The sequence below is a fragment of the Pseudomonas sp. GCEP-101 genome (assembly GCF_025133575.1).
GTDB lineage: Bacteria > Pseudomonadota > Gammaproteobacteria > Pseudomonadales > Pseudomonadaceae > Pseudomonas > Pseudomonas nitroreducens_B.
Window position 1 is genome coordinate 1,810,411 of record NZ_CP104011.1, and the last position, 21,139, is coordinate 1,831,549.

The following is a 21,139-nucleotide window of genomic DNA, read 5'->3' on the forward strand; positions in this document are numbered from 1 at the left end:
AGGCTGGCCAAGGGGGCGCCTGGGCGCCTCTTCCTTGGCTCAGAAGAACAGGTCGACGCGGAAATACACCGGGTGCTCGCGGCGCTCGATGATGTCCGGGCGCTCCAGCGAGCGCGCCAGGGTCACGGAGGCGGCGGCGTATTGCCCGCGGGCGCTGAATTCCACGCCGTGGCCGCTCATGCGTCCGGAAAGGCCCGGGTTGTAGCGGCCGTGCTCGATGGCGCCGACGTCGTAGGCGTAGGCCACGCCGTACTCCTGCACCCAGGGCAGCAGCGGCTCCCAGGTCACGGCGCGGCGCCAGCGCAGCTGGTTGCGCCAGTAGTAGCCGGAGTCGCCGGAAAGCGTCTGGTCCTTGAAACCGCGGATCGAACTCAGGCCACCCAGGCTGATGCGCTGCGGGCTGTAGAGCACGTCCTCGCTGTGCTGGCCGGTGGCGAGGCTCTCGAAGCTGAAGGCTTGGTCCCACAGCGTGAAGGGCTGCAAGTAGCTCAGGGTCAGGCTGTATTTGTTGTAGCGGGCGGTGGGGCTGCCGTGGACGGCATCGGGGTCGTCGTCCTGCGCGCCGAAGGCGCCGACGCCGCGCTGCCAGCCGATGTCGGCGTTGACGAAGGCGCTGCCGACGCGCCGGCCATGGTTGAAGCCCAGGTTGAATTCGCTGAGGTGGGTGCTGGAGACGTCAAGCAGGGTGTCGTCGATGTAGTTGCGCGTGCGCTGGTGGCTGAGGCCGAAGCTGACCCCGGTCTTGCTCACGTCGTCGCGAAACAGCACGCGCTGGGCGCCCAGCTGGTGGGTCTCGTTGTCGCCGTCGTACTTGAAGGCGAAGCCGGCGTCCTCGTTGCGCGTGCGGTAGTAGTTGCGGCTGTAGCTGTAGTTGAAGGTCCACCAGCCGTAGGGGACGCTGTACCACAGGCTCTGGTTGTCGGAGTGCTTCCAGTGGTCGCTGACCACGTCCTGGCCGTAGCGCAGGCCGAACTGGTCGGCCAGGCCCAGCGGGCTGTCCCAGTCGAGGCCGACGCCGGCCTGCTGTTCGCCGGAGGTGGAGTCGCCGTTGTTGTCGCGGCTGGCGGAGACGCGCCAGGGCTTGCTGCGCTCGCCCTTGAGCTGCACGCGGCTGCCGCCCACGTCCTTGCCCGGCACCAGTTCCATCTGCGCCTGGCGCGAGGGCAGGCGGTTGATCTGGTCGACCAGTTGCTCCAGGTCGCGCAGGTTCAGGACCTCGCCGGTGGCGCCGGGGAAGGTCATCGCCAGTTCGCGCTCGCTGGCCAGCTCCGACTGGTCGAAGCCTTCGAAGCGGCCCTCGACCACGATGATCTTCAGCTCGCCGCTGGAGAGGTCCTGCTGCGGCAGGTAGGCGCGCGTGGTGACGAAGCCGCGGCTCAGGTAGTTGTCGGTGATGCGCTTGAGCAGCTCGTTGAGCTGGTTCACGCCCAGGCACTGATCGCGATAGGGCGCCAGCAACGCCTCCCGCGCGCGCGCGTCGAGGTGCTCGGCGCCTTCGAGGGTGATGGTGCGGATGGTGAAGCAACGGGTATCCGGCGCGGTGGTGGACGGCGCCTCGGCCGGCGCCTTGCCGGGGAGCTGCTGGAGCTCTTCGAGGCGCTGGCGCTGTTCGCGCAGCAATTGTTCCTGGCGCTGGCGCTGAAGGTCGTTGTCACCCGGCGAGGGGAGTGGCGCGGCAAAGCTTGCCGAGGCACAGCAGAATGCCAGGACGGGCATCCAGCCACGGTGTAGAGCATGCATCCTTACGATCCCTGTCATCTGGCCTGGCGGCCAGTTCATCCGAAAAAACGGATTGGATCATATTTGATACATGATGCCCTTAGGCCACCATCCCGACGAACTGTAATCCATTTCCCAATTTTTGGGAGAAGTGGCGCACAAAAATCAGGTGGCTGCGCAGGTGATTGTCACACTTTGGGCACCAGCGCCGGCAGCAATTGCCGGGAAATCGCCTCGCGCACGGCCGGCAGCAGGGTGGCATTGCCGGCAAGCATTTCTTCCACCAGGCGGCGCAGCGCCTGCGAGCGCTCGGGGGTCAGGCCGCGCACGGCGTATTCGCAGGCCTGCTCGGCGGTGACGGCCGGCGGCACGGCGAAGCCCAACGCCTGCAGGCGTTCGCGGAAATCGTCCTGGTCGATCAGGTCGGCGTGCATCATCGCGGGTCTCCTTGGCGGCGGTGGGGTCTGCCTCGATTCTGGTAAGCCAGGCGGGGCACGGCAAGCACCCTGCCGACGGAATGTCCGCGGCGGGCACGCGCAGGTCGTTTTCGGCTAACCGGGGAAGCGGCGCGGCGCGCAGACTGGATTCCATACCCCGCGGCCGGCACCGGCGCCCGTGGCGGGGCCTCGCACACTGAGAGCCTGATCCGGCTCGATTTGTCCCCTGCCGCGCGTCGGGCGCCGCAGGGGATTTTTTTGTCCTGAGGAAAGTGCTCCTACCTGAAAAGTTCTGTGCGAGCGTCAGCCCTCTCCCCCGCCCTCTCCGAAGGGAGAGGGAGCCGCCCGGCTCACGCATTGGTTTCAGCCTGCTCCGCACGGTCCCCTCTCCCTTCGGAGCGGGGCGCGCAGCCAGGGTTAGGGAGAGGGCAACCTCGGGCACAAACTTTCCTGGGAAAGACAGTTGCTTCGCCAAACTCAGCGCTCGCGCTGCAGCACCAGGATGCGCGACAGCAGTTCGTCGCGGTCGATGTAGCAGCCTTGCAGGTGCCGCTCGCCGCTGGCCGGGTCGAATGCGGTGCGGGCGTGCAGGGTGCGGCGGTTGTCGAAGCACCACATCTGCCCGGCGCGCAGCTTCTGTTGCACACGGAAGCGCGGGTCGCGGGTGAGGGTGAGGAATGCGCGCCAGGCGTGGTACAGCGCGTCCATGCGCTCGGCCGGCGCATCGAAGGGCCCGCGCAGGAAGTTGGCGATGCGGATCTCACGGATTTCGCCCCGCGCGTCCAGCGCGATCACCGGCGCCAGGCAGCGGTAGTCGCTGCGGCGGTCCTTGTTGCGGAATTCGATGGGCATCTCGCACAGCGTGCGGAAGTCATCCGGCGCTTCGTCGCGCAGGGCCTGGGCGATGGCGAAGCCGTCGACGAAGAGGCTGTCGCCGCCATCGGCGTCGTTGACCAGGCAATGCAGGAACTGCAGCCCCGGTTGCAGCTCGCGGGTCGGCAGGTCGGTGTGCAGCGGCAGGTTGAAGGCGGTGTAGGCGTTGCTGTCGGCGGCCTGGGCCTTGGACTTCACATCGAACAGCACGCCGAAATTGGTCTCGCGGATGAAGGCGATGCGCTGGGCGATGCGGTGCAGGGAGCCGGGCGCGGTGGGTACGCCGTCCACGCGGCTGAGGCCGAGGTCGCGCAGGGCGAGCATCCACTCCAGCAGCGCCGTGTCGTCCTCCATCAGCTGGTCGTGCTGGAACACCGGAATGTCGACATCGCGGCGCCAGACGCGGGTGGTCTGGTGCGCGGCCAGACGCTCCGCGCGGGACTCGTCGTCATAGGCATGGGCACGCAGCCAGCCGGGGTCGAAACGGCTGCGGTGGCCGTCCTGCCAGTCGACGCACAGCTGGCCCTGGTCGAGGCTGGCGCGGGCCGGGGCGAGGCTCGCCGGCACGTCGATGATTTCCAGCACCTGCTCGCGGGTGACGCTGTAGACGCACTCGCCGCACGGGCAGTTGTCGCGCAGCCACTGATGGTGGAAGGGGCTGACGCGGCCGTCGGCCCAGAGCACTTCCAGACGATTGTCGAGCGGGCGCAGGCTGGCCAGTTCGGCGGTCAGCCGGTAGGTACGCCAGTCGGCGACGGCGGGGTTGTCCTGCGTGGTCTGCATGCGTTGCTCCTCATCGACTCAGGCTGCGGCGCAAGGCCGCGATCAGGGCGCCGCGCAGGGCATCCACTTCGGCCACGCGGCGAGCGCGCAGGCAGCCGTGGACCAGCCCGGCACCGGGGAAGTAATCCACCGCCACGCCGGCTTCGCGCAGGCGGTCGCGGTACAGCGCGCCGTCGTCGCGCAACGGGTCGAACTGGGCGACGGCGATGAAGGCCGGCGGCAGGCCGCCGAGGTCTTCGGCCAGCAGCGGCAGCGCCAGCGGGTCGCGCCAGTCGGCGGGGCGCGAGAGGTAGGCGGCGAGGTAGTCGTCCACCGCGGCGCTGGTCATCAGCGGCGCGTCGGCGCAGGTGGTGCGCGAGGGCGTGTCGAGGTTGCCCAGCGCCGGGTAGATCAGCGCCTGGGCCAGCGGCAGCGGTTCGCCGCGGCCGCGCAACGCGAGGCACAGCGCGGCGGCGAGGTTGGCGCCGCCGCTGTCGCCCGCCACCGCGACACGGGTTTTATCCACCGCTTCGCCGAGGCCGTCCGCGAACAGGCGGCGCCACACGTCCAGGCAGTCGTTCAGTGCCGCGGGATAAGGGTGCTCCGGCGCCAGCCGGTAGCTGAGGGCAATCACCAGCGCGCCGAGTTCGGCGGCCAGGGGAATGCAGATCATGTCGTGGGTGCGTGCGTTGCCCAGGACCCAGCCGCCGCCGTGGATGTAGAACACGGTGGGCCAGCCATCGGCCGGCGGCGTGCCTTCGGGCCGGTAGAGGCGCAGTTCGACCAGGCCTTCGGGGTGCGCGTCGCGGACCAGCAGCCCGGGCGGGACCGGCGGGGCGAAGGCAGCCGCCATGCGCTCGTAGTTGCCCCTCTGGGCGGCCAGCGTGGGGCCTTCCAGCGGGTGCGCCTGCGTCTCCGTGACGAAGGCCTGCATGGCATCGGACAGCGGATAGCGCCGGCTCATGGTCGCTCAGCCCGGCAGGCCGATGACGCGGCCGACGTAGTCCGGGCGCGGCAATGGGCGATGGGCTTCGGCCAGCGCCAGCACGCGCTCCAGCACCACGCCTTCGAAAGGCGCCGAGCGCGCGCCGCCGTCGAGGTTGACGTGCAGCAGCATCTGCTCGCTGGCGGCCAGGGCGAGGTCTTCGTTGGCGCGGTGCAGGCTGTGGAAAACCTGCAGGCGCTTGCGGTCGTGGGCGATCAGCTGGGTGCGCACCTCGACCTGCTCGCCCTCCTTCACCTCATGCAGGTAGTTCAGGTGCACTTCCAGGGTGAACAGCGAGTCGTTCGTCGCTGCGCGGTGGTCGGCGTCGAGGCCCAGGTGGTCCATCAGGGCGTCGGTGGCGTAGCTGAACAGCAGCAGGTAGAAGGCGTCGCGCAGGTGGCCGTTGTAGTCGGTCCACTCGGCGAGGATGGGGGTTTCGTAGGTTTTCAGGGGGTGCATGGTTTCGCGTCCGTCAGGCCCTCACCCCAGCCCTCTCCCACAGGGAGAGGGGGCGGTTCGGAGCATGTTGAAGTAACGAGGGTAGAACCTGATCAGGATTTCGCGAGCTAGAGCAGGACAGGGCGAGGAGCAGGTGGGGACGCGGAGTTGACTGCAGTCAATGAGCAGTCACCGCCTGTTCCTCAACGCCGTCATGCCGACGCGCAGCCAATCCTGGCAGGTTCTTAGTCGGCGAAGGCGAAGCCGTGTTTGGTCTTGGTGTCCTTGATCGCGCCGAGCACCGCCAGCAGGCAGTCGTCGCGGTAGCGTTCCAGCTCGGCGATGCTGCGGCTGCCCTGCTGTTCGGCGGTGCCTTCGACGACGCGGTCGATCAGCGTCTCGGTCAGCTCCGGGGCCGGCAGGTAGGTCCAGGGCAGTTGCAGTGCCGGGCCGAACTGGGCCATGAAGTGACGCATGCCGGCGTTGCCGCCGGCCAGGGTGTAGGTGAGGAAGGTGCCCATGAAGGACCAGCGCAGGCCGGCGCCGAAGCGGATGGCGTCGTCGATCTCGCCGGTGCTGGCGACGCCGTCGTTGACCAGGTGCAGCGCTTCGCGCCAGAGGGCTTCGAGCAGGCGGTCGGCGATGAAGCCGGGGACTTCCTTGCGCACATGCAGCGGCCGCATGCCGAGGGATTCATAGACCTGGATGGCTGCCTGCACAGCGTCGGGCGAGGTCTTCGCGCCGCCCACCACTTCCACCAGCGGCAGCAGGTACACCGGGTTGAACGGGTGGCCGACCACGCAGCGTTCGGGGTGCGTGGCATCGGCATAGAACTCGCTGGGCAGCAGGCCCGAGGTGCTGGAGCCGATCAGCGCATTGGGCTTGGCGGCGGCGCTGATCTTGGCGTGCAGCTCGCATTTCAGGTCGAGGCGTTCGGGGGCGCTTTCCTGGATGAAGTCGGCATCGCGCACGCACTCTTCGATGGTGGCGACGAAGCGCAGGCGATCCTGCGAGGCGCCGGGGGCGAGGCCGGCCTTTTCCAGCGCCGGCCAGGCATTGGCGACGCGCGCACGCAGCGCGGCTTCGGCGCCGGGCGCCGGGTCCCAGGCGATGACGTCGAGGCCGTGGGCCAGGGCACGGGCGACCCAGCCGCTGCCGATGACGCCGCTGCCGAGGGCGGCGAAGGTTTTGATGTGGGTGATGAAGGACATGGCGACTCCAGCGGATAGGGGCGTTGGGCGGGAGCGGGCCGGTGGGCGAACGGGCCCCCTGCGGGGGCATTCGCGGACAAGGTCCGCTCCTACGGGAGCAGTTCGGCGCGGCGGATCAGCGCGGCTTGAGGTTCATCTTCTTGCGCCCTTCGGCCGGGGTCAGGGCGCGGCCGCCCAGGCGCTGGATGATCTCGATGGCGCGCTCGACCAGTTGGCCGTTGCTGGCGTGCACGCCGCGGTCCAGCCAGATGTTGTCTTCCAGGCCGACCCGCACGTTGCCGCCCAGCAGCATGGCCTGGGCAACCATGGGCATCTGCGCGCGGCCGATGCCGAAGCCGGCCCAGGTCAGGCCGTCGGGGATGTTGTCGGCCATGGCCTTCATGGTGGTGGTGTCGGCCGGGGCGCCCCACGGGATGCCCAGGCAGATCTGGATCAGCGGGTCTTCCAGCAGGCCTTCCTTGAGCATCTGCTTGGCGAACCAGAGGTGGCCGGTGTCGAAGATTTCCAGCTCGGCCTTCACCCCCAGCTCGGTGATGCGCTTGGCGCCGGCGCGCAGCTGGGCCGGGGTGGAGACGTAGATGAAGTCGCCGTCGCCGAAGTTCAGGGTGCCGCAGTCCAGGGTGCAGATTTCCGGCAGCAGTTCCTCGACGTGCTTGAGGCGCTCCAGCGGGCCGACCAGGTCGGTGCCGGCGCCGAACTCCAGCGGCTGCTCGCCCTGGCCGATCTGCAGGTCGCCACCCATGCCGGCGGTGAGGTTGATGATGACGTCGGTGTCGCTCTCGCGGATGCGCTCGACCACTTCGCGGTAGAGGTTCACGTCGCGGCTGGGCTTGCCGGTCAGCGGGTCGCGGACGTGGCAGTGGGCGACAGTGGCGCCGGCCTTGGCGGCCTCGATGGCGGCGGCGGCGATTTCCTTCGGGGTGACGGGAATCGCCGGGTGCTTGCCGACGGTGTCGCCGGCGCCGGTCACCGCGCAGGTGACGATCACTTCATAGTTCACGGTGGCAGTCCTTCTTCGGGTCGAACGCCTCCACTGCGCGCGGGCAACGCGCAGGGAGTGGCGGGTAGTGGGTTACTTCAGCGACGCCTGGACGGCGGCGAGGCCGTCCTTGCCATCGAAGGTGGTCACGCCCTCGAGCCAGGCCTTGAGCGGCTCGGGGTTCTGTTTCAGCCAGGCCTTGGCGGCATCCACCGGCTGGCTGCGGTCGAGGATCGGCACCATCACCTGGCTCACCTGCTCGCTGGTGAACTTGAGGTTGTGCAGCAGCTTGGCGACGTTGCCGCACTGCGCCTGGTAGCCCCCGGCGGTCATGATCGAGACGGTGGCGGAGCCTTCGTTGGGGCCGAACACGTCGTCGCTGCCGGTGAGGTATTTCATGTCGATCTGCAGGTTCATCGGGTGCGGCTTCCAGCCGAAGAACACCACCCACTGCTTGCGCTTGATGGCGCGCTTGACCGCGGTGAGCATGCCGGCCTCGCTGGACTCGACGATCTGGAAGCCCTTCAGGCCGAACTTGTCCTTGGCGATCATGTCCGCGGTGATGCGGTTGGAACCGCTGCCGGGCTCGATCAGGTAGATCTTGTTGTCCAGCTTGTCCTTGAACTTGGCGATGTCGGCGAAGGTCTTCAGGCCGCCGTCGTAGACGTAGGTGGGCACAGCGTAGGTGGATTGCGCATCGGGCAGGGTCGGCGGGGTGATCACGTCGATCTGCTGCTTGTCGAGGTAGGGCTTGGCCACCGGCTGCATGGTCGGTTGCCAGTAGCCGAGGAAGACGTCGAGCTGCTTGTCCGCCATGCCGGCGAGGATGATCTGTTGCGAGGCGCTGGTCTGCTTGACCTGGTAGCCCAGGCCGCCGAGCACGGCTTCGGCCACGGCGCTGCTGGCCACCACGTCGGTCCAGTTCACCGTGCCCATGCGCACGTTCTGGCATTGGGCGGGCTCGGCGGCCCAACTGGTGGTAGCGGCGAGCATGAGCGCGGCGCAGCCGAGCGCTTGGATCGTTAGCTTCATGACTTCTCCCTCAAGGCCTTTGCGGCGTTGGTTATCGTTGTTGTGTCATGCGGCCCTTCGCGGGGAGCCGTGGTGATCAAATTACGCAGCTGCGGGGCTGGTGAATCGCACTGCGGCGACCAGCTCTTGCACAGCAGCGACCTCCCCGATTGCCAGGGCGACGTCCCTGGTTCATAAGTGTGGGCAGGCTGCCATCAAGCCGCCCTCGAACGCACGGTACCCGCCATGTCCCAAGACTTCTGGTTCCTGCTGTTGCCCGGATTCTCCGTGATGGGGTTCGTTTCCGCCGTGGAACCGCTGCGGGTGGCCAACCGCTTTCGCGGCGAGCTGTACCGCTGGCACCTGATGAGCCTGGACGGCGGCCCGGTGCTGTCCAGCAATGGCATGTCGATGAACGCCGACAGCGGCCTGGAAGCGCTGCGCGAGGGCGACACGCTGCTGGTGGTGGCCGGCTTCGAGCCGCTGCGCGTCTGCACGCCGGCGCTGCTGCACTGGCTCAGGCGCCTGGACCGCGAGGGCGTGACCCTGGGCGGCATCGACACCGGCAGCTTCGTGCTGGCCGAGGCCGGGCTGCTGCAGCGCCAGCGCTGCACGGTGCACTGGGAGGCGCTGGACGCCTTCCGGGAGACTTATCCACAGGTGCAGGCAACCCAGGAGCTGTTCGAGATCGACGGCCCGCGCATCACCTCCGCCGGCGGCACCGCGTCCATCGACCTGATGCTCGACCTGATCGCCCAGGCCCACGGGCCGGAGCTGGCGGTGCAGGTGTCGGAGCAGTTCGTGGTCGGGCGCATCCGCACCCGCCAGGACCACCAGCGTCTGCAGATCGCCAGCCGCTACGGGGTGAGCAACCGCAAGCTGGTGCAGGTGATCGGCGAGATGGAGCGCCATACCGAGCCGCCGCTGACCACGCTGGAGCTGGCCGAGCGCATCCAGGTGACCCGGCGCCAGCTGGAGCGCCTGTTCCGCCTGCACCTGAACGATACGCCGTCGAACTTCTACCTCGGCCTGCGCCTGGACAAGGCGCGCCAACTGCTGCGCCAGACCGACATGAGCGTGCTGGAGATCGGCGTGGCCTGCGGCTTCGAGACGCCCTCCTACCTGTCGCGCAGCTACCGGGCGAAATTCGGGGTGTGCCCGAGCCAGGACCGGGTGGGGTTGCGCAAGGTGGCGGGCAGTCATGGCGCTGCGGCCAGAAGCCCCTCTCCCCAGCCCTCTAACTAGGCGTCCCCCCCTGAAGGGAGAGGGGGCTGTCCGGTGCCGCCGGCCAGCTCGGGGTTTCGCTGGATGCCGATCAGCCCTGTAGGGCGCATAACGCCTACGGCGTTATCCGCCGCCCTGGCGGGTAACCCGTTCCGGATGATGCGCCCTACGTGTCTGAATGGCCGCTCCTACCCGGAAAATCCTGCGTGGACGTCAGCCCTCTCCCCCGCCCTGGCTGCGCGCCCCGCTCCGAAGGGACAGGGAGCCTTCCAGTGCCGCCGGCGAGCTCGGAGTTCCGCTTGATGCCGGTCAGCCCCTCTCCCTTCAGGGAGAGGGAGATCGGCGGTACCAAGTTTCAAATAAAGACAGTTGCTCCTACGAAAAGCAAAAGCGATTGGCAATATCTGTGGGATTACCGTCATTTACCCTACCGGCTGCCGGATGGAGTATGGACGCCAGGCACCCCACCCCTCACCGCCTTTGGAGACCACCATGAGCGAAGCCCGTCCCCCCCTGCCGCCGTTTACCCGCGAAACCGCCATCCAGAAAGTCCGCCTCGCCGAGGACGGCTGGAACAGCCGCGATCCGCACCGCGTGTCGCTGGCCTACACGCCGGACAGCCGCTGGCGCAACCGCGCGACCTTCGTCCAGGGTCGCGAGCAGATCGTCCAGTTCCTCACCGGCAAGTGGGTGCGCGAACAGCAGTACCGGCTGATCAAGGAACTCTGGGCCTTTACCGACAACCGCATCGCCGTGCGCTTCGCCTACGAATGGCACGACGACTCGGGCAACTGGTTCCGCTCCTACGGCAACGAGAACTGGGCCTTCGACGAGAACGGCCTGATGTTCGAGCGCCACGCCTGCATCAACGACCTGCCGATCAGCGAGGACGAGCGCCTGTTCCACTGGCCGCAGGGCCGCCGGCCGGACGATCACCCGTCGCTGAGCGAGCTGGGGTTGTAAGGCCGGTTACCCACAGGGAGGCCCGTAGGATGGCGTGGAGCGCAGCCATACCCATCGATCACCGACAAGCCCGCTGATGGGTATCGCAAGCTCCACCCATCCTACGAACTTTCTGTAGGAGCGGACTCCGTCCGCGATAGATTACCGGCAGCTCGGAACTGGCCTATTGCACATCGCGGACAAAGTCCGCTCCTACGTCAAGGGCAACCGCGGCGCCCACCCCATAGGGCGGATAACGCGCCAGCGTTATCCGCCGAAAGGAGCCGGCCAGCCACGCACGGCGCTCCCGTAGGAGCGGACCTTGTCCGCGAAAGGCGCCCGCAGGGCGCCCTCGGGGTCAGGCCGGCACCGCCTGGGCGGGCGCGGCAGTCGCCGTGCGGCGCTCTTCGAGGATCATCGCCGCCGCGCGCTCGCCGAGCATGATGCAGGGCGCGTTGGTGTTGCCGCTTATCAGCGTCGGCATGATCGACGCATCCACCACCCGCAGGCCCTTCAGGCCGTGCACGCGCAGGCGCAAATCGACCACTGCCTGCGGGTCTTCGCCCATCTTGCAGGTGCCCACGGGGTGGAACACCGTGGCGGCATAGTCGCGCAGGTGCTCCAGCAGTTGCTCGTCGGTCTGCACCTGCGGGCCGGGGAGCATCTCGGCACCCCGGATGCGGTCGAACTCCGGCTGGGCGAGGATCTTGCGGGCCAGCTTCACGCCCTCCACCAGCACGCGGCCGTCTTCCTCGTTGGCGAGGAAGTTGTAGTCGATCTCGATGTCGCCACCGGGCTTCACCCGCAGCTCGCCGATGCTTTTGGGCCGCAGCACGCAGGTGTGCACGGCGTAGCCATGGCCCCATTCGAACAGGCGGCCCCGGTGGCTGCGGTAGCCGGGCACGAAGTGGAACTGCACGTCGGCCAGCCCGTCCGCCAGGGGCGTGCGGGCAAAGCCGCCGGCCTCGACGTAGTTGGTGGTCAGCCAGCCCTTCTTCGCCAGCAGGTACTTGAACGGCGAGAGCAGGATCTGCGGTAGCGAGCCAAGGGAGAAGCCCAGGCTCAGCGGGCTCGGCGAGCGCACGGTGACCAGGCCGTCGAGGTGGTCCTGGAGGTTCTTGCCCACGCCGGGCAGGTGGTGTTGCACCGGAATGCCGGCGGCCTCCAGCTCGGCCGCCGGGCCGATGCCGGAAGCCAGCAGGATCTGCGGCGAGCCGAGGGCGCCTGCGCTGAGGATCACCTCGCGGCGCGCCAGCAGGCGTTCGCCATTGCGCAGCTCGATGCCCGTCACGCGATCACCGTCGAGCAACAGGCGGCCCACCTGGCGATCGGTCAGCACACTGAGGTTGGGACGCTGCAGCGGGGCGACGAAGGCGCGGTAGCTGCTCAGGCGCCTGGCGTCCTTCTGAGTCACGTTGTAGATGCCGACGCCCTCGAACTCGCGGCCATTGAAGTCATCGTTGCGGCGCAGGCCGAGGTGCGCGGCGGCCTGGATGAACAGCTGCGACAGCGGGTTGGGGTCGCGCGGCTTGTCCACCACCAGTTCGCCCAGGGTGCCGTGCAGCGCCGGGTCCTGGCCGAGCAGGTTGCGTTCGGATTTCTTGAAGTACGGCAGCACGTCCTTCCAGCCCCAGCCGGGGCAGCCCTCGGCTTCCCAGCGGTCGTAGTCGGAGGCATGGCCGCGGATGTAGATCATGCTGTTCATCGAGCTGGAGCCGCCCAGGGCCTTGCCGCGCGGGCAATGCAGCGAGCGGTTGTTGAGGCGCTTCTGCGGGGCGGAGTAGAAGTTCCAGCTGAACACCTTGCTCTTGTACAGGGTGATGGTGCCGGCCGGGGTCTGCACGCGCGGGCTGGCGTCGCTGCCGCCGGCCTCCAGCAGGCAGACGCGCACGGAGGGGTCGGCGCTCAGTCGGTTGGCCAGCACGCAGCCGGCGGAACCGGCGCCGACGATGAGGTAGTCGTAGGTGGTGTCGTTGGAGGGGGACATGGGGGCTCCCTTTGGAGTGTGGCGTGAATGGGTTGAGGGGCAAGCTCACACACCGCCACAACACCCAACCTGTAGGAGCGAGCTTGCTCGCGAACAAACTCACCCGCAGGTCGGGCGTTGGGCGGTTCGCGAGCAAGCTCGCTCCTACGAAAAGCACCGCGCTCGCCGGCTAACTACAGCAATAACCGGGCTCCGTAGGGGGGCTCAATGAGCCTCTTCCAGATCGTCGTGCAGCAGCCCGAGGATCTCGCGCTTCATCTCGATGAAGGGGCGGTCCATGACCATGTCCAGCGAGCGCGGGCGCTCGATGGGCACGTCGAGGATGCGCTTGATGCGCCCCGGGCGGGCGCCCATGACGTAGACGCGGTCGCCCAGCAGGATGGCCTCGTCGATGTCGTGGGTGACGAACACCACGGTCTTCTTGCTGTGGTCCCACACGCGCAGCAGCAGTTGCTGCATCTGCATGCGGGTCTGGCTGTCGAGCGCGCCGAAGGGCTCGTCCATCAGCAGGATCTGCGGGTCGTTGGCCAGTGCGCGGGCAATCGCCACGCGCTGCATCATTCCGCCGGAGAGCTGCTTGGGATAGTTGTTCTCGAAGCGACGCAGGCCGACTTCGTCGAGGTAGTGATCGACGATTTCGCGGCGCTCGGCCGCCGGCATGCCGCGGCGTTTCAAGCCGAACTCGACGTTCTGGCGCACGGTGAGCCAGGGGAACAGGGTGTAGCTCTGGAACACCATGCCGCGGTCGGCGCCGGGGCCGTCCACCAGCTGGCCGCCGACGTAGATGTCGCCCTCGGTGGGTTCGGACAGCCCGGCAGTGAGGTACAGCAGGCTCGACTTGCCGCAGCCCGAGGGCCCGACGATCACCGCGAACTGCTGGTCCGGCACCTCGAAGGAGACATTCTCCAGCGCGCTGAAGGTGCCGCCGTCCGGCGTGCGGTAGCGCAGGCTGACATTCTCCACCCGCAGGCGGGCCGGGTTGGCAGGTTGCTGGCCGGTCACGGCGGGTTCTTCCTGCTTGATCGCTACTGCGCCCATGACGCCACCTTCAGTCGGATGAATCGGAAGAGTTGGTCGGTGATCAGGCCCAGCAGGCCGATGATGGCGATCGCCAGGAAGATCACGTCGACCTGGAAGCCGCGCATGGCCTTGAGGCTGATGTAGCCCAGGCCGCTGGAGGCGGCGACCAGTTCGGCGACCACCAGGTACGTCCAGGCCCAGCCCATGGTCACACGCAGGGTGTCGAGCACGCCGGGCAGCGAGGCCGGGCCGAGCACGTGGAGGACCACGTCGCGGCGGTTGCAGCCCAGGGTGTAGGAGGCGTTCACCAGGTCCTTGGCGACGCCGCGGGAGACGTCGGCGATCATCACCAGCTGCTGGAAGAACACCCCGAAGATGATCACGGTGACGCGCTGTTCCAGGCCGATGCCGATCCACAGGATGAACAGCGGCACGAAGGAGGTCACCGGCAGGTAGCGGATGAAATTCACCAGCGGCTCGAGGAAGGCCTGGACGATGCGGAAGCTGCCCATCAGCAGGCCCAGCGGCACCGCCACCAGCGAGGAGACGAGGAAGCCGATCATCACCACCTTGACGCTGGCCATCACGTGGGTGGCGAGGGTGCCGTCGCTGGCCAGGCGCAGGCCGGCGGCAAGCACCGCGTCGGGGGTGGGCAGGAACATCGCCGGCACCACGCCGCCATAGGAAAGCCCGGCCCACAGGCCGAACACGAGGAGCCAGCACAAGGTGCCGGCGGACCAGACCAGCTTCAACGGCAGGTCGACCTTGGGCGTCAGGCAACGGCTGAGCCAGGATTGCGAACGACGAGGCATCGCGAATTCCTCCAGGCGAGCGGCGCCGGGCCGCCCGCGGGGACAAGAGAGAGGGTTACTGGGAGACGAAGCGCGGGTCGACCAGGTCGTCGTAGCTGACCTCCAGGCGCTTGCCCTGCAGGCCGCTCCAGGTCTCGTTGGCGAGGCGGATCAGGCCCTTGATGTCGCCGGGTTTGCCTGGCGTGCCCACCAGCTGCTCGCTCATCGCCTTGTCGTAGAAGCGCACGCCCTTGGCGGCGTCGGCCAGGGCCTTGGGATCGGCGAGGTAGCCACCGACGCCCTTGGCCATGATCGCGTAGGCCTCGTCCGGGTGTTCCTGGGTGTACTGCACGGCCTTGTACAGGCCGTTGACCAGGGCCTTCACGTCCTCGGGCTGCTTCTCGATCACGTCGCAGTTGAGGGCGACCACGTCGACGATCACGCCGGGGGTGGTGGAGCTGTCCACCAACACCTTGCCCTGCTGCTTCTCGCGCACCAGCGAGAGGTGCGGCTCCCAGGTCACGGCGGCGGGCACGCGGCCGGCGATGAAGGCGCTGGCGGCGTCATCGGCGGTCATGTTCTGCACCTTGATGTCGGCCATGCTCATGCCGGCGTGCTTGAGCAGGTAGGACAGCCAGAACTGCGAGACGGAGCCCTCGTTCACCGCCACTTCCTGGCCCTTGAGCTGGGCCAGGGAGGTGACGTCCTTGCCCACCAGCACGCCGTCGCCGCCATGGCTGTCGTCCAGCGCGGCCACAGCCTTGAAGCAGAACTTGGGGCGGTACTTGAGGATTTCGTCGATGGTGGAGGCGGAGCCGGAAAGCTGGCCGGACGCCTGGGCCGCCATGTACATCGAGGCTTCCTCGATGGTGGTCAGCTGCAGGTCCAGGCCCTGCTCCTTGAAGTAGCCCAGGTCACGGGCGAGGTACAGGGTGCCGTAACCGACCCAGGTGGTGTGGCCGATGGACAGGGTGCCGGCCTGGGCGCCAGAGACGGCGGCGAGAGCCAGGGCGGAACACGCGATGGAACGCACGAGCAAGGACTTGATCATGAAGCACTCCCACAGCCGTTTGGCTTTTTTGTTGATGTACTGCGGCAGTGGCCAGGAGGCCGGTAAAACCGGGACAGGGGCGGCATCGGGCTCTATGGCCCAGCGTCTGAAGGCTTTGTCTCGCACCATGTCTGACGGACCGATGGTGGCCGAAGCGGGAGGCTCGGAAAATTATTAAATATGTCGTTGCGCCATAAGAAAAAGCTGCCTTGCGGGCGAAATTGCACCAGTCTGGCGCAGGGAATAGCGCGCGCCCGCGCGGGTTGGTCCGCGCTGCACTATCGTTGATCGCAGCTCTTCTCAAGGAAGTTTTCCAGCATGGTCCTACGCCCGATTCTTACCGCCCTGGCGCTTGCCGTCGGGCTGTCGCTGCACCCCGCTCCCGCTTTTGCCGCCGATCCGCAGGGCCCCGCCCCCACCGAACTGAAATGGCCGCGGGACTTCGCCCTGGGCGAGCAACACGTGCAGATCTTCCAGCCGCAGATCGAGGGCTGGGACGGCACGCGCATGAGCGGCCGCGCGGCCATCGCCGTGGGCCCGGCGAACGGCGCGCCCACCTACGGCGTGGCGCAGTTCTCCGCCGCCGCCGCCATCGACAAGGCCACCGGGCTGGTGCAGCTCACCGACCTGCGCATCGACAAGGTGGACGTGCCGACCGCCCCGGACAGTGCCGGCACGGTACGCGATGCCCTGGTGGCACGGCTGCCCAAGGACGGCCTGACCGTCTCCCTCGATGAGCTGCAGGCCAGCTACGCGGTGAACCAGCAACTGGACCAGCTGCGCCACGTGGAGGTGAAGAACGACCCACCGCAGATCGTCTTCGCCGCGACGCCGACCGTGCTGGTGATGATCGACGGCCAGCCGAACTGGCAGGCGCTGCCGAGCAGCGATTTCCAGCGCGTGCTCAACAGCCGCGTGCTCATCCTGCGTGACGCCCAGGGCAACCACTACCTCAACGCCGCCGGCAACTGGTACACGGCGCAAGCCCTGGACGGCAGCTGGCTGGTGCTGAGCCAGCCGCCCAAGGCGCTGCTGCATGCCGAGCAGGTGGCGGAAAAGGCCGGCCCGGTGGACGCCCTGCTGCCCAAGAGCGGCAAGGCGCCGGGCAAGGCTCCGGCCATCCTGGTGGCGACCCGGCCCACCGAGCTGATCGTCAGCGACGGCACCGCGCAGATGCAGCCGGTGGACGGGGTCGCCCTGCTGACGATGCAGAACGCCGACCATGCGGTGTTCGTCGACCCGACCCACAACACCTGGTATGTGCTGGTGTCCGGCCGTTGGTTCAGCGGCCCCGGCGAGCAGGGCCCGTGGCAGTACGTCGACGGCAAGGACCTGCCCGCCGATTTTGCGAAGATCTCGCCCAAGGACCCGAAAGCCAACGTACTGGTGTCGGTGCCCGGCACGCCGCAGGCCAAGGAAGCGGCCATCGCCGCGAGCATCCCGCAGACGGCGTCGGTCTCGCGCAGCAAGGCGACCATGAGCGTCAGCTACGACGGCGCGCCGAGCTTCCAGCCCATCAGCGGCACCAGCCTGCAATACGCGGTGAACACGCCGACGCCGGTGATCGAGGTGGCGACCAACCAGTTCTACGCCGTCACCAACGGCGTCTGGTTCGTTGCCCCCAGCCCCACCGGGCCGTGGCAGGTGGCGACCGAAGTGCCGGCGGCGATCTACGGCATTCCGCCCAGCTCGCCGGTGTACTACGTGACCTACGTGCACATCTACTCGGTCACCCCGCAGACCGTGGTGGTGGGCTACACGCCCGGCTATCTCGGCGTGGTGGTGAACAGCGCTGGCACGGTGGTCTACGGCACCGGCTACACCTACCCCGCCTATGTCAGCCAGACCGTCTACTACGGCTATCCGCCCACCTACGGCTACGGCGCGGGCTTCGCCGTGGGCGCGCTGACCGGCTTCGCCTTCGGCTACGCGGCGGGGGCCTGGTGGGGCTCGCCGGAACCCTACTGGGGGCCGTACTGGGGCCCCTATCCGCACGGCGGCTGGAGCTACGCCAACATCAACCAGGCGAACTTCTACGGCCGCTGGGGCCAGGGCACGGTCAGCCACGCCTATGGCTACAACGGCTGGACCGGCACCCAGTGGCAGGGCAGCTCGGCGGTGGGCTACAACCCGCGCACCGGCACGCACTTCCAGGGCACGCAGGGCGCGGCATTCAACCCCTACAGCGAGAACGTCGCCGCCGGCCGGCGCGGCTCGTTCGCCAATGCCTCCACCGGCATTTCCGGGGCCGGCCGCAGCGGCGTGGCGGCCCATACCGACAGCGGTGACTTCGTCGCCGGCCGCCAGGTCGCCACCCACAACGCCCAGACCGGCCGCACCACCGTGGCCGAACGCGGCGTGTCCGGCGACGTGGACGACGGCCGCGGCAGCTACGACCACGACAGCCGCGGTGTATCCTACAACCGCCGCACCGGCAACGCCGTGGCCTGGAAGAACGGCGACGTCTACGCCGGGCACGACGGCAACGTCTACCAGCACACCGACAGCGGCTGGCAACAGCACACCGACAACGGCTGGCAACCGGTGCAGCCCAACCAGAGCAACGTCCGTAACCAGCTGGAGCAGCAGTACCAGTCCCGCCAGCTCGGCCAGCAGCGCTTCCACCAGACCCAGCGGCAATGGGGCGGCGGCGGCTTCGGTGGCGGGCATTTCGGCGGTGGTCACTTTGGCGGCGGCTTGCGGCGCTGACCCTGTGGGCAAGGTTTTCCACAACTCCTGCGGCTGTGGAAAACTTCCGCTGGCGGGTTGAGAAACTTATCCACACGCCTTGCCCTTCCCCGAGCGCCCTCGGCAAGATGCCCCGATCAACCACTATCGCGGGGTCGCCGTGACCGCTCTGTTCCAGGCCCTCTGGCCGTTGTTCGCGCTGATCGTCGGCGGCTTCGTGCTGCGCCGCAAAGGTTTCCCCGGCGAGGCCTTCTGGCCGGCGGCGGAGCGGCTCAACTACTTCATCCTGTTCCCCGCACTGCTCGCCAGCAGCCTGGCCAGCGCCCCGCTGAACGACCCCGGCCTGGCCCGGCAGGCGCTGGCGGTGGTGCTGGGCCTGGGCATCGCCTGGGTCGCCCTGCTGCTGGTCAAGCGCCTGCGCGGCTGGAATGCCGCGCGCTTCGGTGCGATCGCCCAGGGCGTGTTGCGTTTCAATACGTACCTGGGGCTCGCCGCCGTTGGCAGCCTGTACGGCAAGCCGGGGCTGACCCTGGCCGCGCTGATGCTGGCGCTGATGGTGCCGACGGTGAACGTGATGTCGGTGTGGGCGCTGACCGCCGAACGGGGCATCAGTCTGCGCTCGCTCTTGCTACCCATCGTGAAGAACCCGCTGATCCTCGCCTGCGTGGCGGGCGCGCTGCTCAACGTCACGGGCATCGGCCTGCCCGGCGGCAGCGACCGGCTGTTCAACCTGCTCGCCGTGGCCAGCCTGCCGCTGGGCCTGCTGTGCGTGGGCGCAGCGCTGCAGCCGCAGGAGCTGCGCGCGGAAGCCTCGGCGCTGGGCTGGAACTGCGCGATCCGCCTGCTGGCCATGCCATTGCTGGCGTTCGCCATCGCCCGTCTGCTGGCCCTGCCGACGCTGGAGAGCGCGTTGCTGGTGATGTTCTTCGCCCTGCCCACCGCCCCGACCGCCTACGTACTGACCCGCCAGCTGGGCGGCGAAAGTGGCCTGATGGCGGGGATCATCACCCTGCAGACGCTGCTGGCCGGCGCCAGCCTGCTGCTGGTGATGGGGCTGATTCAGGCCTCCGTCTGAAGAAAGACGGCACATAGGAGCAACGGTCTTCTTCCGGGAGTCCGTGCCGATGCATCCCCCTCCCTCGGCTTTGGGGTCCTGCGTCGCTCTACCTCCTGCATCCATGCAGTCGTCTCCCTCAGGGAGAGGGAGCAGTTCGAGCCGCCTGACGCCGAGGTTTCATCCTGCGCCGAACGGTCCCCTCTCCCCCTGGGGAGAGGGTTAGGGTGAGGGCCAGCCCGAGCGCAGAGATATCTCGCAGGAGCGGACGTTGTCCGCCACAGGTCCACAACGCGCCGGAAGCCATCGCGGACGGAGTCCGCTCCTACGCAAGCTGCCGGAATCGCACGGACCTGTAGGAGCGGGCCGCGCCCGCGATCCGTATGCAGGCCGCCGGCATGGCCAGCGTTCGCGGGCATGGCCCGCTCCTACAAAAACCGTCGGATCAGCGGGAATTCCTGCGAAAGCCTGTTGAAAGCTTGACCCCCTAGCATCGCCGCCTCGGTCCTCCCGGCCGGACCTGCCTTCGCGCAGCGTACAAAAACAACAATCGGTGATCGCCCATGCCCCGCTTCCTGTCCCTGTCCGCCCCGACTCCGTCGGCACCGCGCGTACTTATCCACAGCCCCTGCTGAACCCGCGCCGACCCGGAGTTATCCCCATGCTGACTTTCCTCGCCTTCGCCATGGTGGCGACCTTCATGTTCCTGATCATGACCAAGCGGCTCTCGGCGCTGATCGCGCTGATCCTGGTCCCGATCGCCTTCGCCCTGCTCGGCGGCTTCGCCAAGGGCCTGGGGCCGATGATGCTGGACGGCATCCGCACCCTGGCGCCCACCGGCGTGATGCTGATGTTCGCCATTCTCTACTTCGCCATCATGATCGACTCCGGGCTGTTCGACCCGGCGGTACGGCGCATCCTGCGCCTGGTGAAGGGCGACCCGCTGAAGGTGTCGATGGGCACCGCCGCGCTGGCGATGATCGTCTCGCTGGATGGCGACGGCTCGACCACCTACATGATCTGCGTCGCCGCCGTGCTGCCGCTGTACAGCCGCCTGGGCATGAGCCCGCTGCTGATGGCGTGCCTGATCATGCTCTCCAGCGGCGTGCTGAACATGACCCCCTGGGGCGGCCCCACCGCCCGCGCGGCCAGCGCGTTGCACGTAGACCCGGCGGACATCTTCGTGCCGATGATCCCGGCCATGCTCGCCGGCATCGCCGCGATCTTCGCCCTCGCCTGGGTCTACGGCAAACGCGAGCGCGCGCGCCTGGGCGAGCTGCATCTGCCCACCGACCACGAGACCATGGCCGAGGTCAGCGTCTCGCAATATCCCGACGCCCGCCGGCCGAAGCTGCTGTGGTTCAACGCCGTGCTCACGGTGATCCTCATGGGCACCCTGATCGGCGGCCTGCTGCCGATGCCGGTTCTCTTCATGATCGCCTTCGGCATCGCGATGATCGTGAACTATCCCTGCATCATCGAGCAGAAGAAGCGTGTCGGTGCCCATGCCGAGAACGTCCTGGCGGTGGTCTCGCTGATCTTCGCCGCCGGCGTCTTCACCGGCATTCTTTCCGGAACGGGCATGGTCGAAGCCATGTCGAAAAGCCTGTTGGCGGTGATTCCGCCGGCACTGGGGCCCTACCTGGCGACCATCACGGCGCTGGTGAGCATGCCGTTCACCTTCTTCATGTCGAACGACGCTTTCTACTACGGCGTGCTCCCGGTACTCTCCCAGGCCGCCGCGCAGTACGGCATCACCCCGGTGGAAATGGCCCGCGCCTCCATCGTCGGCCAGCCGGTGCACCTGCTCAGCCCACTGGTGCCGTCCACCTACCTGCTGGTGGGGCTGGCCAAGGTGGACTTCGGCGACCACCAGCGCTTCACCCTCAAGTGGGCCGTGCTGGTGTGCCTGGCGATCCTCGCCGCGGCCTTGCTGCTGGGCCTGTTCCCTCTCTTTAACGACTGAC

18 protein-coding genes are annotated in these 21,139 nt (G+C 67.9%); 6 read left to right on the forward strand and 12 right to left on the reverse strand.

The window, feature by feature from the left end; translation table 11 throughout:
* Nucleotides 1–39: 39 nt before the first annotated feature.
* From N0B71_RS08115 to N0B71_RS08150, 8 genes are all read right to left on the reverse strand, one after another.
* Nucleotides 40–1,716, reverse strand: a complete 1,677-nt coding sequence (locus N0B71_RS08115) for a ShlB/FhaC/HecB family hemolysin secretion/activation protein (RefSeq protein ID WP_442964672.1) — start codon at nucleotides 1,714–1,716, stop codon at nucleotides 40–42.
* Between the two features lie 191 nt (nucleotides 1,717–1,907).
* Nucleotides 1,908–2,156, reverse strand: coding sequence for a hypothetical protein (locus N0B71_RS08120; RefSeq protein WP_259758243.1), 249 nt, complete (start codon nucleotides 2,154–2,156; stop codon nucleotides 1,908–1,910).
* Between the two features lie 477 nt (nucleotides 2,157–2,633).
* A complete protein-coding gene (locus tag N0B71_RS08125) occupies nucleotides 2,634–3,812 on the reverse strand; it encodes a gamma-butyrobetaine dioxygenase (RefSeq protein ID WP_259758244.1) in 1,179 nt (392 codons plus the stop codon).
* Nucleotides 3,813–3,822: 10 nt separating this feature from the next.
* On the reverse strand, nucleotides 3,823–4,755 hold the full coding sequence (locus N0B71_RS08130) for an alpha/beta hydrolase (protein ID WP_259758245.1): 933 nt from the start codon (nucleotides 4,753–4,755) through the stop codon (nucleotides 3,823–3,825).
* 6 nt (nucleotides 4,756–4,761) lie between these two features.
* Nucleotides 4,762–5,235 carry a thioesterase family protein gene (locus N0B71_RS08135; protein ID WP_259758246.1) on the reverse strand — a complete coding sequence of 158 codons (474 nt, stop codon included), beginning with the start codon at nucleotides 5,233–5,235 and terminating at the stop codon, nucleotides 4,762–4,764.
* A 224-nt stretch (nucleotides 5,236–5,459) separates the two neighbouring features.
* A complete protein-coding gene (locus N0B71_RS08140) occupies nucleotides 5,460–6,425 on the reverse strand; it encodes an L-carnitine dehydrogenase (protein WP_259758247.1) in 966 nt (321 codons plus the stop codon).
* 115 nt (nucleotides 6,426–6,540) lie between these two features.
* On the reverse strand, nucleotides 6,541–7,425 hold the full coding sequence (locus N0B71_RS08145; protein ID WP_259758248.1) for a 3-keto-5-aminohexanoate cleavage protein: 885 nt from the start codon (nucleotides 7,423–7,425) through the stop codon (nucleotides 6,541–6,543).
* A 72-nt stretch (nucleotides 7,426–7,497) separates the two neighbouring features.
* Entirely contained in the window at nucleotides 7,498–8,436 is a 939-nt protein-coding gene (locus tag N0B71_RS08150) for a choline ABC transporter substrate-binding protein (RefSeq protein WP_259758249.1), read from the reverse strand.
* A 225-nt stretch (nucleotides 8,437–8,661) separates the two neighbouring features.
* On the opposite strand from N0B71_RS08150, the gene N0B71_RS08155 reads away from it, so the two are divergent.
* Nucleotides 8,662–9,660 (forward strand): GlxA family transcriptional regulator, encoded by a 999-nt coding sequence (locus N0B71_RS08155; RefSeq protein ID WP_259758253.1) that lies wholly within the window; start codon nucleotides 8,662–8,664, stop codon nucleotides 9,658–9,660.
* A 471-nt stretch (nucleotides 9,661–10,131) separates the two neighbouring features.
* Nucleotides 10,132–10,602, forward strand: a complete 471-nt coding sequence (locus tag N0B71_RS08160) for a nuclear transport factor 2 family protein (protein ID WP_259758254.1) — start codon at nucleotides 10,132–10,134, stop codon at nucleotides 10,600–10,602.
* A 337-nt stretch (nucleotides 10,603–10,939) separates the two neighbouring features.
* Here the strand turns inward: N0B71_RS08160 and N0B71_RS08165 are convergent, their stop codons facing one another.
* From N0B71_RS08165 to N0B71_RS08180, 4 genes are all read right to left on the reverse strand, one after another.
* On the reverse strand, nucleotides 10,940–12,568 hold the full coding sequence (locus N0B71_RS08165; RefSeq protein WP_259758256.1) for a GMC family oxidoreductase: 1,629 nt from the start codon (nucleotides 12,566–12,568) through the stop codon (nucleotides 10,940–10,942).
* Nucleotides 12,569–12,772: 204 nt separating this feature from the next.
* Entirely contained in the window at nucleotides 12,773–13,606 is an 834-nt protein-coding gene (locus N0B71_RS08170; RefSeq protein WP_259758257.1) for an ABC transporter ATP-binding protein, read from the reverse strand.
* The gene (locus tag N0B71_RS08175) at nucleotides 13,594–14,400 is read right to left on the reverse strand and encodes an ABC transporter permease (protein WP_259758258.1); all 807 of its coding nucleotides are present in this window, start codon (nucleotides 14,398–14,400) and stop codon (nucleotides 13,594–13,596) included. The genes N0B71_RS08170 and N0B71_RS08175 overlap by 13 nt, the downstream gene beginning before the upstream one ends.
* Before the next feature lie 55 nt (nucleotides 14,401–14,455).
* A complete protein-coding gene (locus N0B71_RS08180) occupies nucleotides 14,456–15,430 on the reverse strand; it encodes an ABC transporter substrate-binding protein (RefSeq protein WP_259758259.1) in 975 nt (324 codons plus the stop codon).
* On the opposite strand from N0B71_RS08180, the gene N0B71_RS08185 reads away from it, so the two are divergent.
* The 4 genes from N0B71_RS08185 (at nucleotide 15,429) to N0B71_RS08200 (ending at nucleotide 21,138) form a co-directional block, all read left to right on the forward strand.
* Nucleotides 15,429–15,608 (forward strand): hypothetical protein, encoded by a 180-nt coding sequence (locus N0B71_RS08185; RefSeq protein WP_259758260.1) that lies wholly within the window; start codon nucleotides 15,429–15,431, stop codon nucleotides 15,606–15,608. The two genes, N0B71_RS08180 and N0B71_RS08185, sit on opposite strands and share 2 nt — an antisense overlap.
* A gap of 140 nt (nucleotides 15,609–15,748) precedes the next feature.
* Nucleotides 15,749–18,139, forward strand: a complete 2,391-nt coding sequence (locus tag N0B71_RS08190; RefSeq protein ID WP_259758261.1) for a carbohydrate-binding family V/XII — start codon at nucleotides 15,749–15,751, stop codon at nucleotides 18,137–18,139.
* A 115-nt stretch (nucleotides 18,140–18,254) separates the two neighbouring features.
* The gene (locus N0B71_RS08195) at nucleotides 18,255–19,193 is read left to right on the forward strand and encodes an AEC family transporter (protein ID WP_259759508.1); all 939 of its coding nucleotides are present in this window, start codon (nucleotides 18,255–18,257) and stop codon (nucleotides 19,191–19,193) included.
* Between the two features lie 640 nt (nucleotides 19,194–19,833).
* The gene (locus tag N0B71_RS08200; RefSeq protein ID WP_259758262.1) at nucleotides 19,834–21,138 is read left to right on the forward strand and encodes a CitMHS family transporter; all 1,305 of its coding nucleotides are present in this window, start codon (nucleotides 19,834–19,836) and stop codon (nucleotides 21,136–21,138) included.
* Nucleotide 21,139 lies beyond the last annotated feature (1 nt).

Excerpts from the sequence above, each read along its gene's own strand:
- N0B71_RS08115 (WP_442964672.1), bottom strand. The coding sequence starts at position 1,716 with ATGCCCGTCCTGGCATTCTGCTGTGCCTCGGCAAGCTTTGCCGCGCCA.
- N0B71_RS08120 (WP_259758243.1), bottom strand. The coding sequence starts at position 2,156 with ATGATGCACGCCGACCTGATCGACCAGGACGATTTCCGCGAACGCCTG.
- N0B71_RS08125 (WP_259758244.1), bottom strand. The coding sequence starts at position 3,812 with ATGCAGACCACGCAGGACAACCCCGCCGTCGCCGACTGGCGTACCTAC.
- N0B71_RS08130 (WP_259758245.1), bottom strand. The coding sequence starts at position 4,755 with ATGAGCCGGCGCTATCCGCTGTCCGATGCCATGCAGGCCTTCGTCACG.
- N0B71_RS08135 (WP_259758246.1), bottom strand. The coding sequence starts at position 5,235 with ATGCACCCCCTGAAAACCTACGAAACCCCCATCCTCGCCGAGTGGACC.
- N0B71_RS08140 (WP_259758247.1), bottom strand. The coding sequence starts at position 6,425 with ATGTCCTTCATCACCCACATCAAAACCTTCGCCGCCCTCGGCAGCGGC.
- N0B71_RS08150 (WP_259758249.1), bottom strand. The coding sequence starts at position 8,436 with ATGAAGCTAACGATCCAAGCGCTCGGCTGCGCCGCGCTCATGCTCGCC.
- N0B71_RS08155 (WP_259758253.1), top strand. The coding sequence starts at position 8,662 with ATGTCCCAAGACTTCTGGTTCCTGCTGTTGCCCGGATTCTCCGTGATG.
- N0B71_RS08160 (WP_259758254.1), top strand. The coding sequence starts at position 10,132 with ATGAGCGAAGCCCGTCCCCCCCTGCCGCCGTTTACCCGCGAAACCGCC.
- N0B71_RS08165 (WP_259758256.1), bottom strand. The coding sequence starts at position 12,568 with ATGTCCCCCTCCAACGACACCACCTACGACTACCTCATCGTCGGCGCC.
- N0B71_RS08170 (WP_259758257.1), bottom strand. The coding sequence starts at position 13,606 with ATGGGCGCAGTAGCGATCAAGCAGGAAGAACCCGCCGTGACCGGCCAG.
- N0B71_RS08175 (WP_259758258.1), bottom strand. The coding sequence starts at position 14,400 with ATGCCTCGTCGTTCGCAATCCTGGCTCAGCCGTTGCCTGACGCCCAAG.
- N0B71_RS08185 (WP_259758260.1), top strand. The coding sequence starts at position 15,429 with ATGAAGCACTCCCACAGCCGTTTGGCTTTTTTGTTGATGTACTGCGGC.
- N0B71_RS08180 (WP_259758259.1), bottom strand. The coding sequence starts at position 15,430 with ATGATCAAGTCCTTGCTCGTGCGTTCCATCGCGTGTTCCGCCCTGGCT.
- N0B71_RS08190 (WP_259758261.1), top strand. The coding sequence starts at position 15,749 with ATGGTCCTACGCCCGATTCTTACCGCCCTGGCGCTTGCCGTCGGGCTG.
- N0B71_RS08200 (WP_259758262.1), top strand. The coding sequence starts at position 19,834 with ATGCTGACTTTCCTCGCCTTCGCCATGGTGGCGACCTTCATGTTCCTG.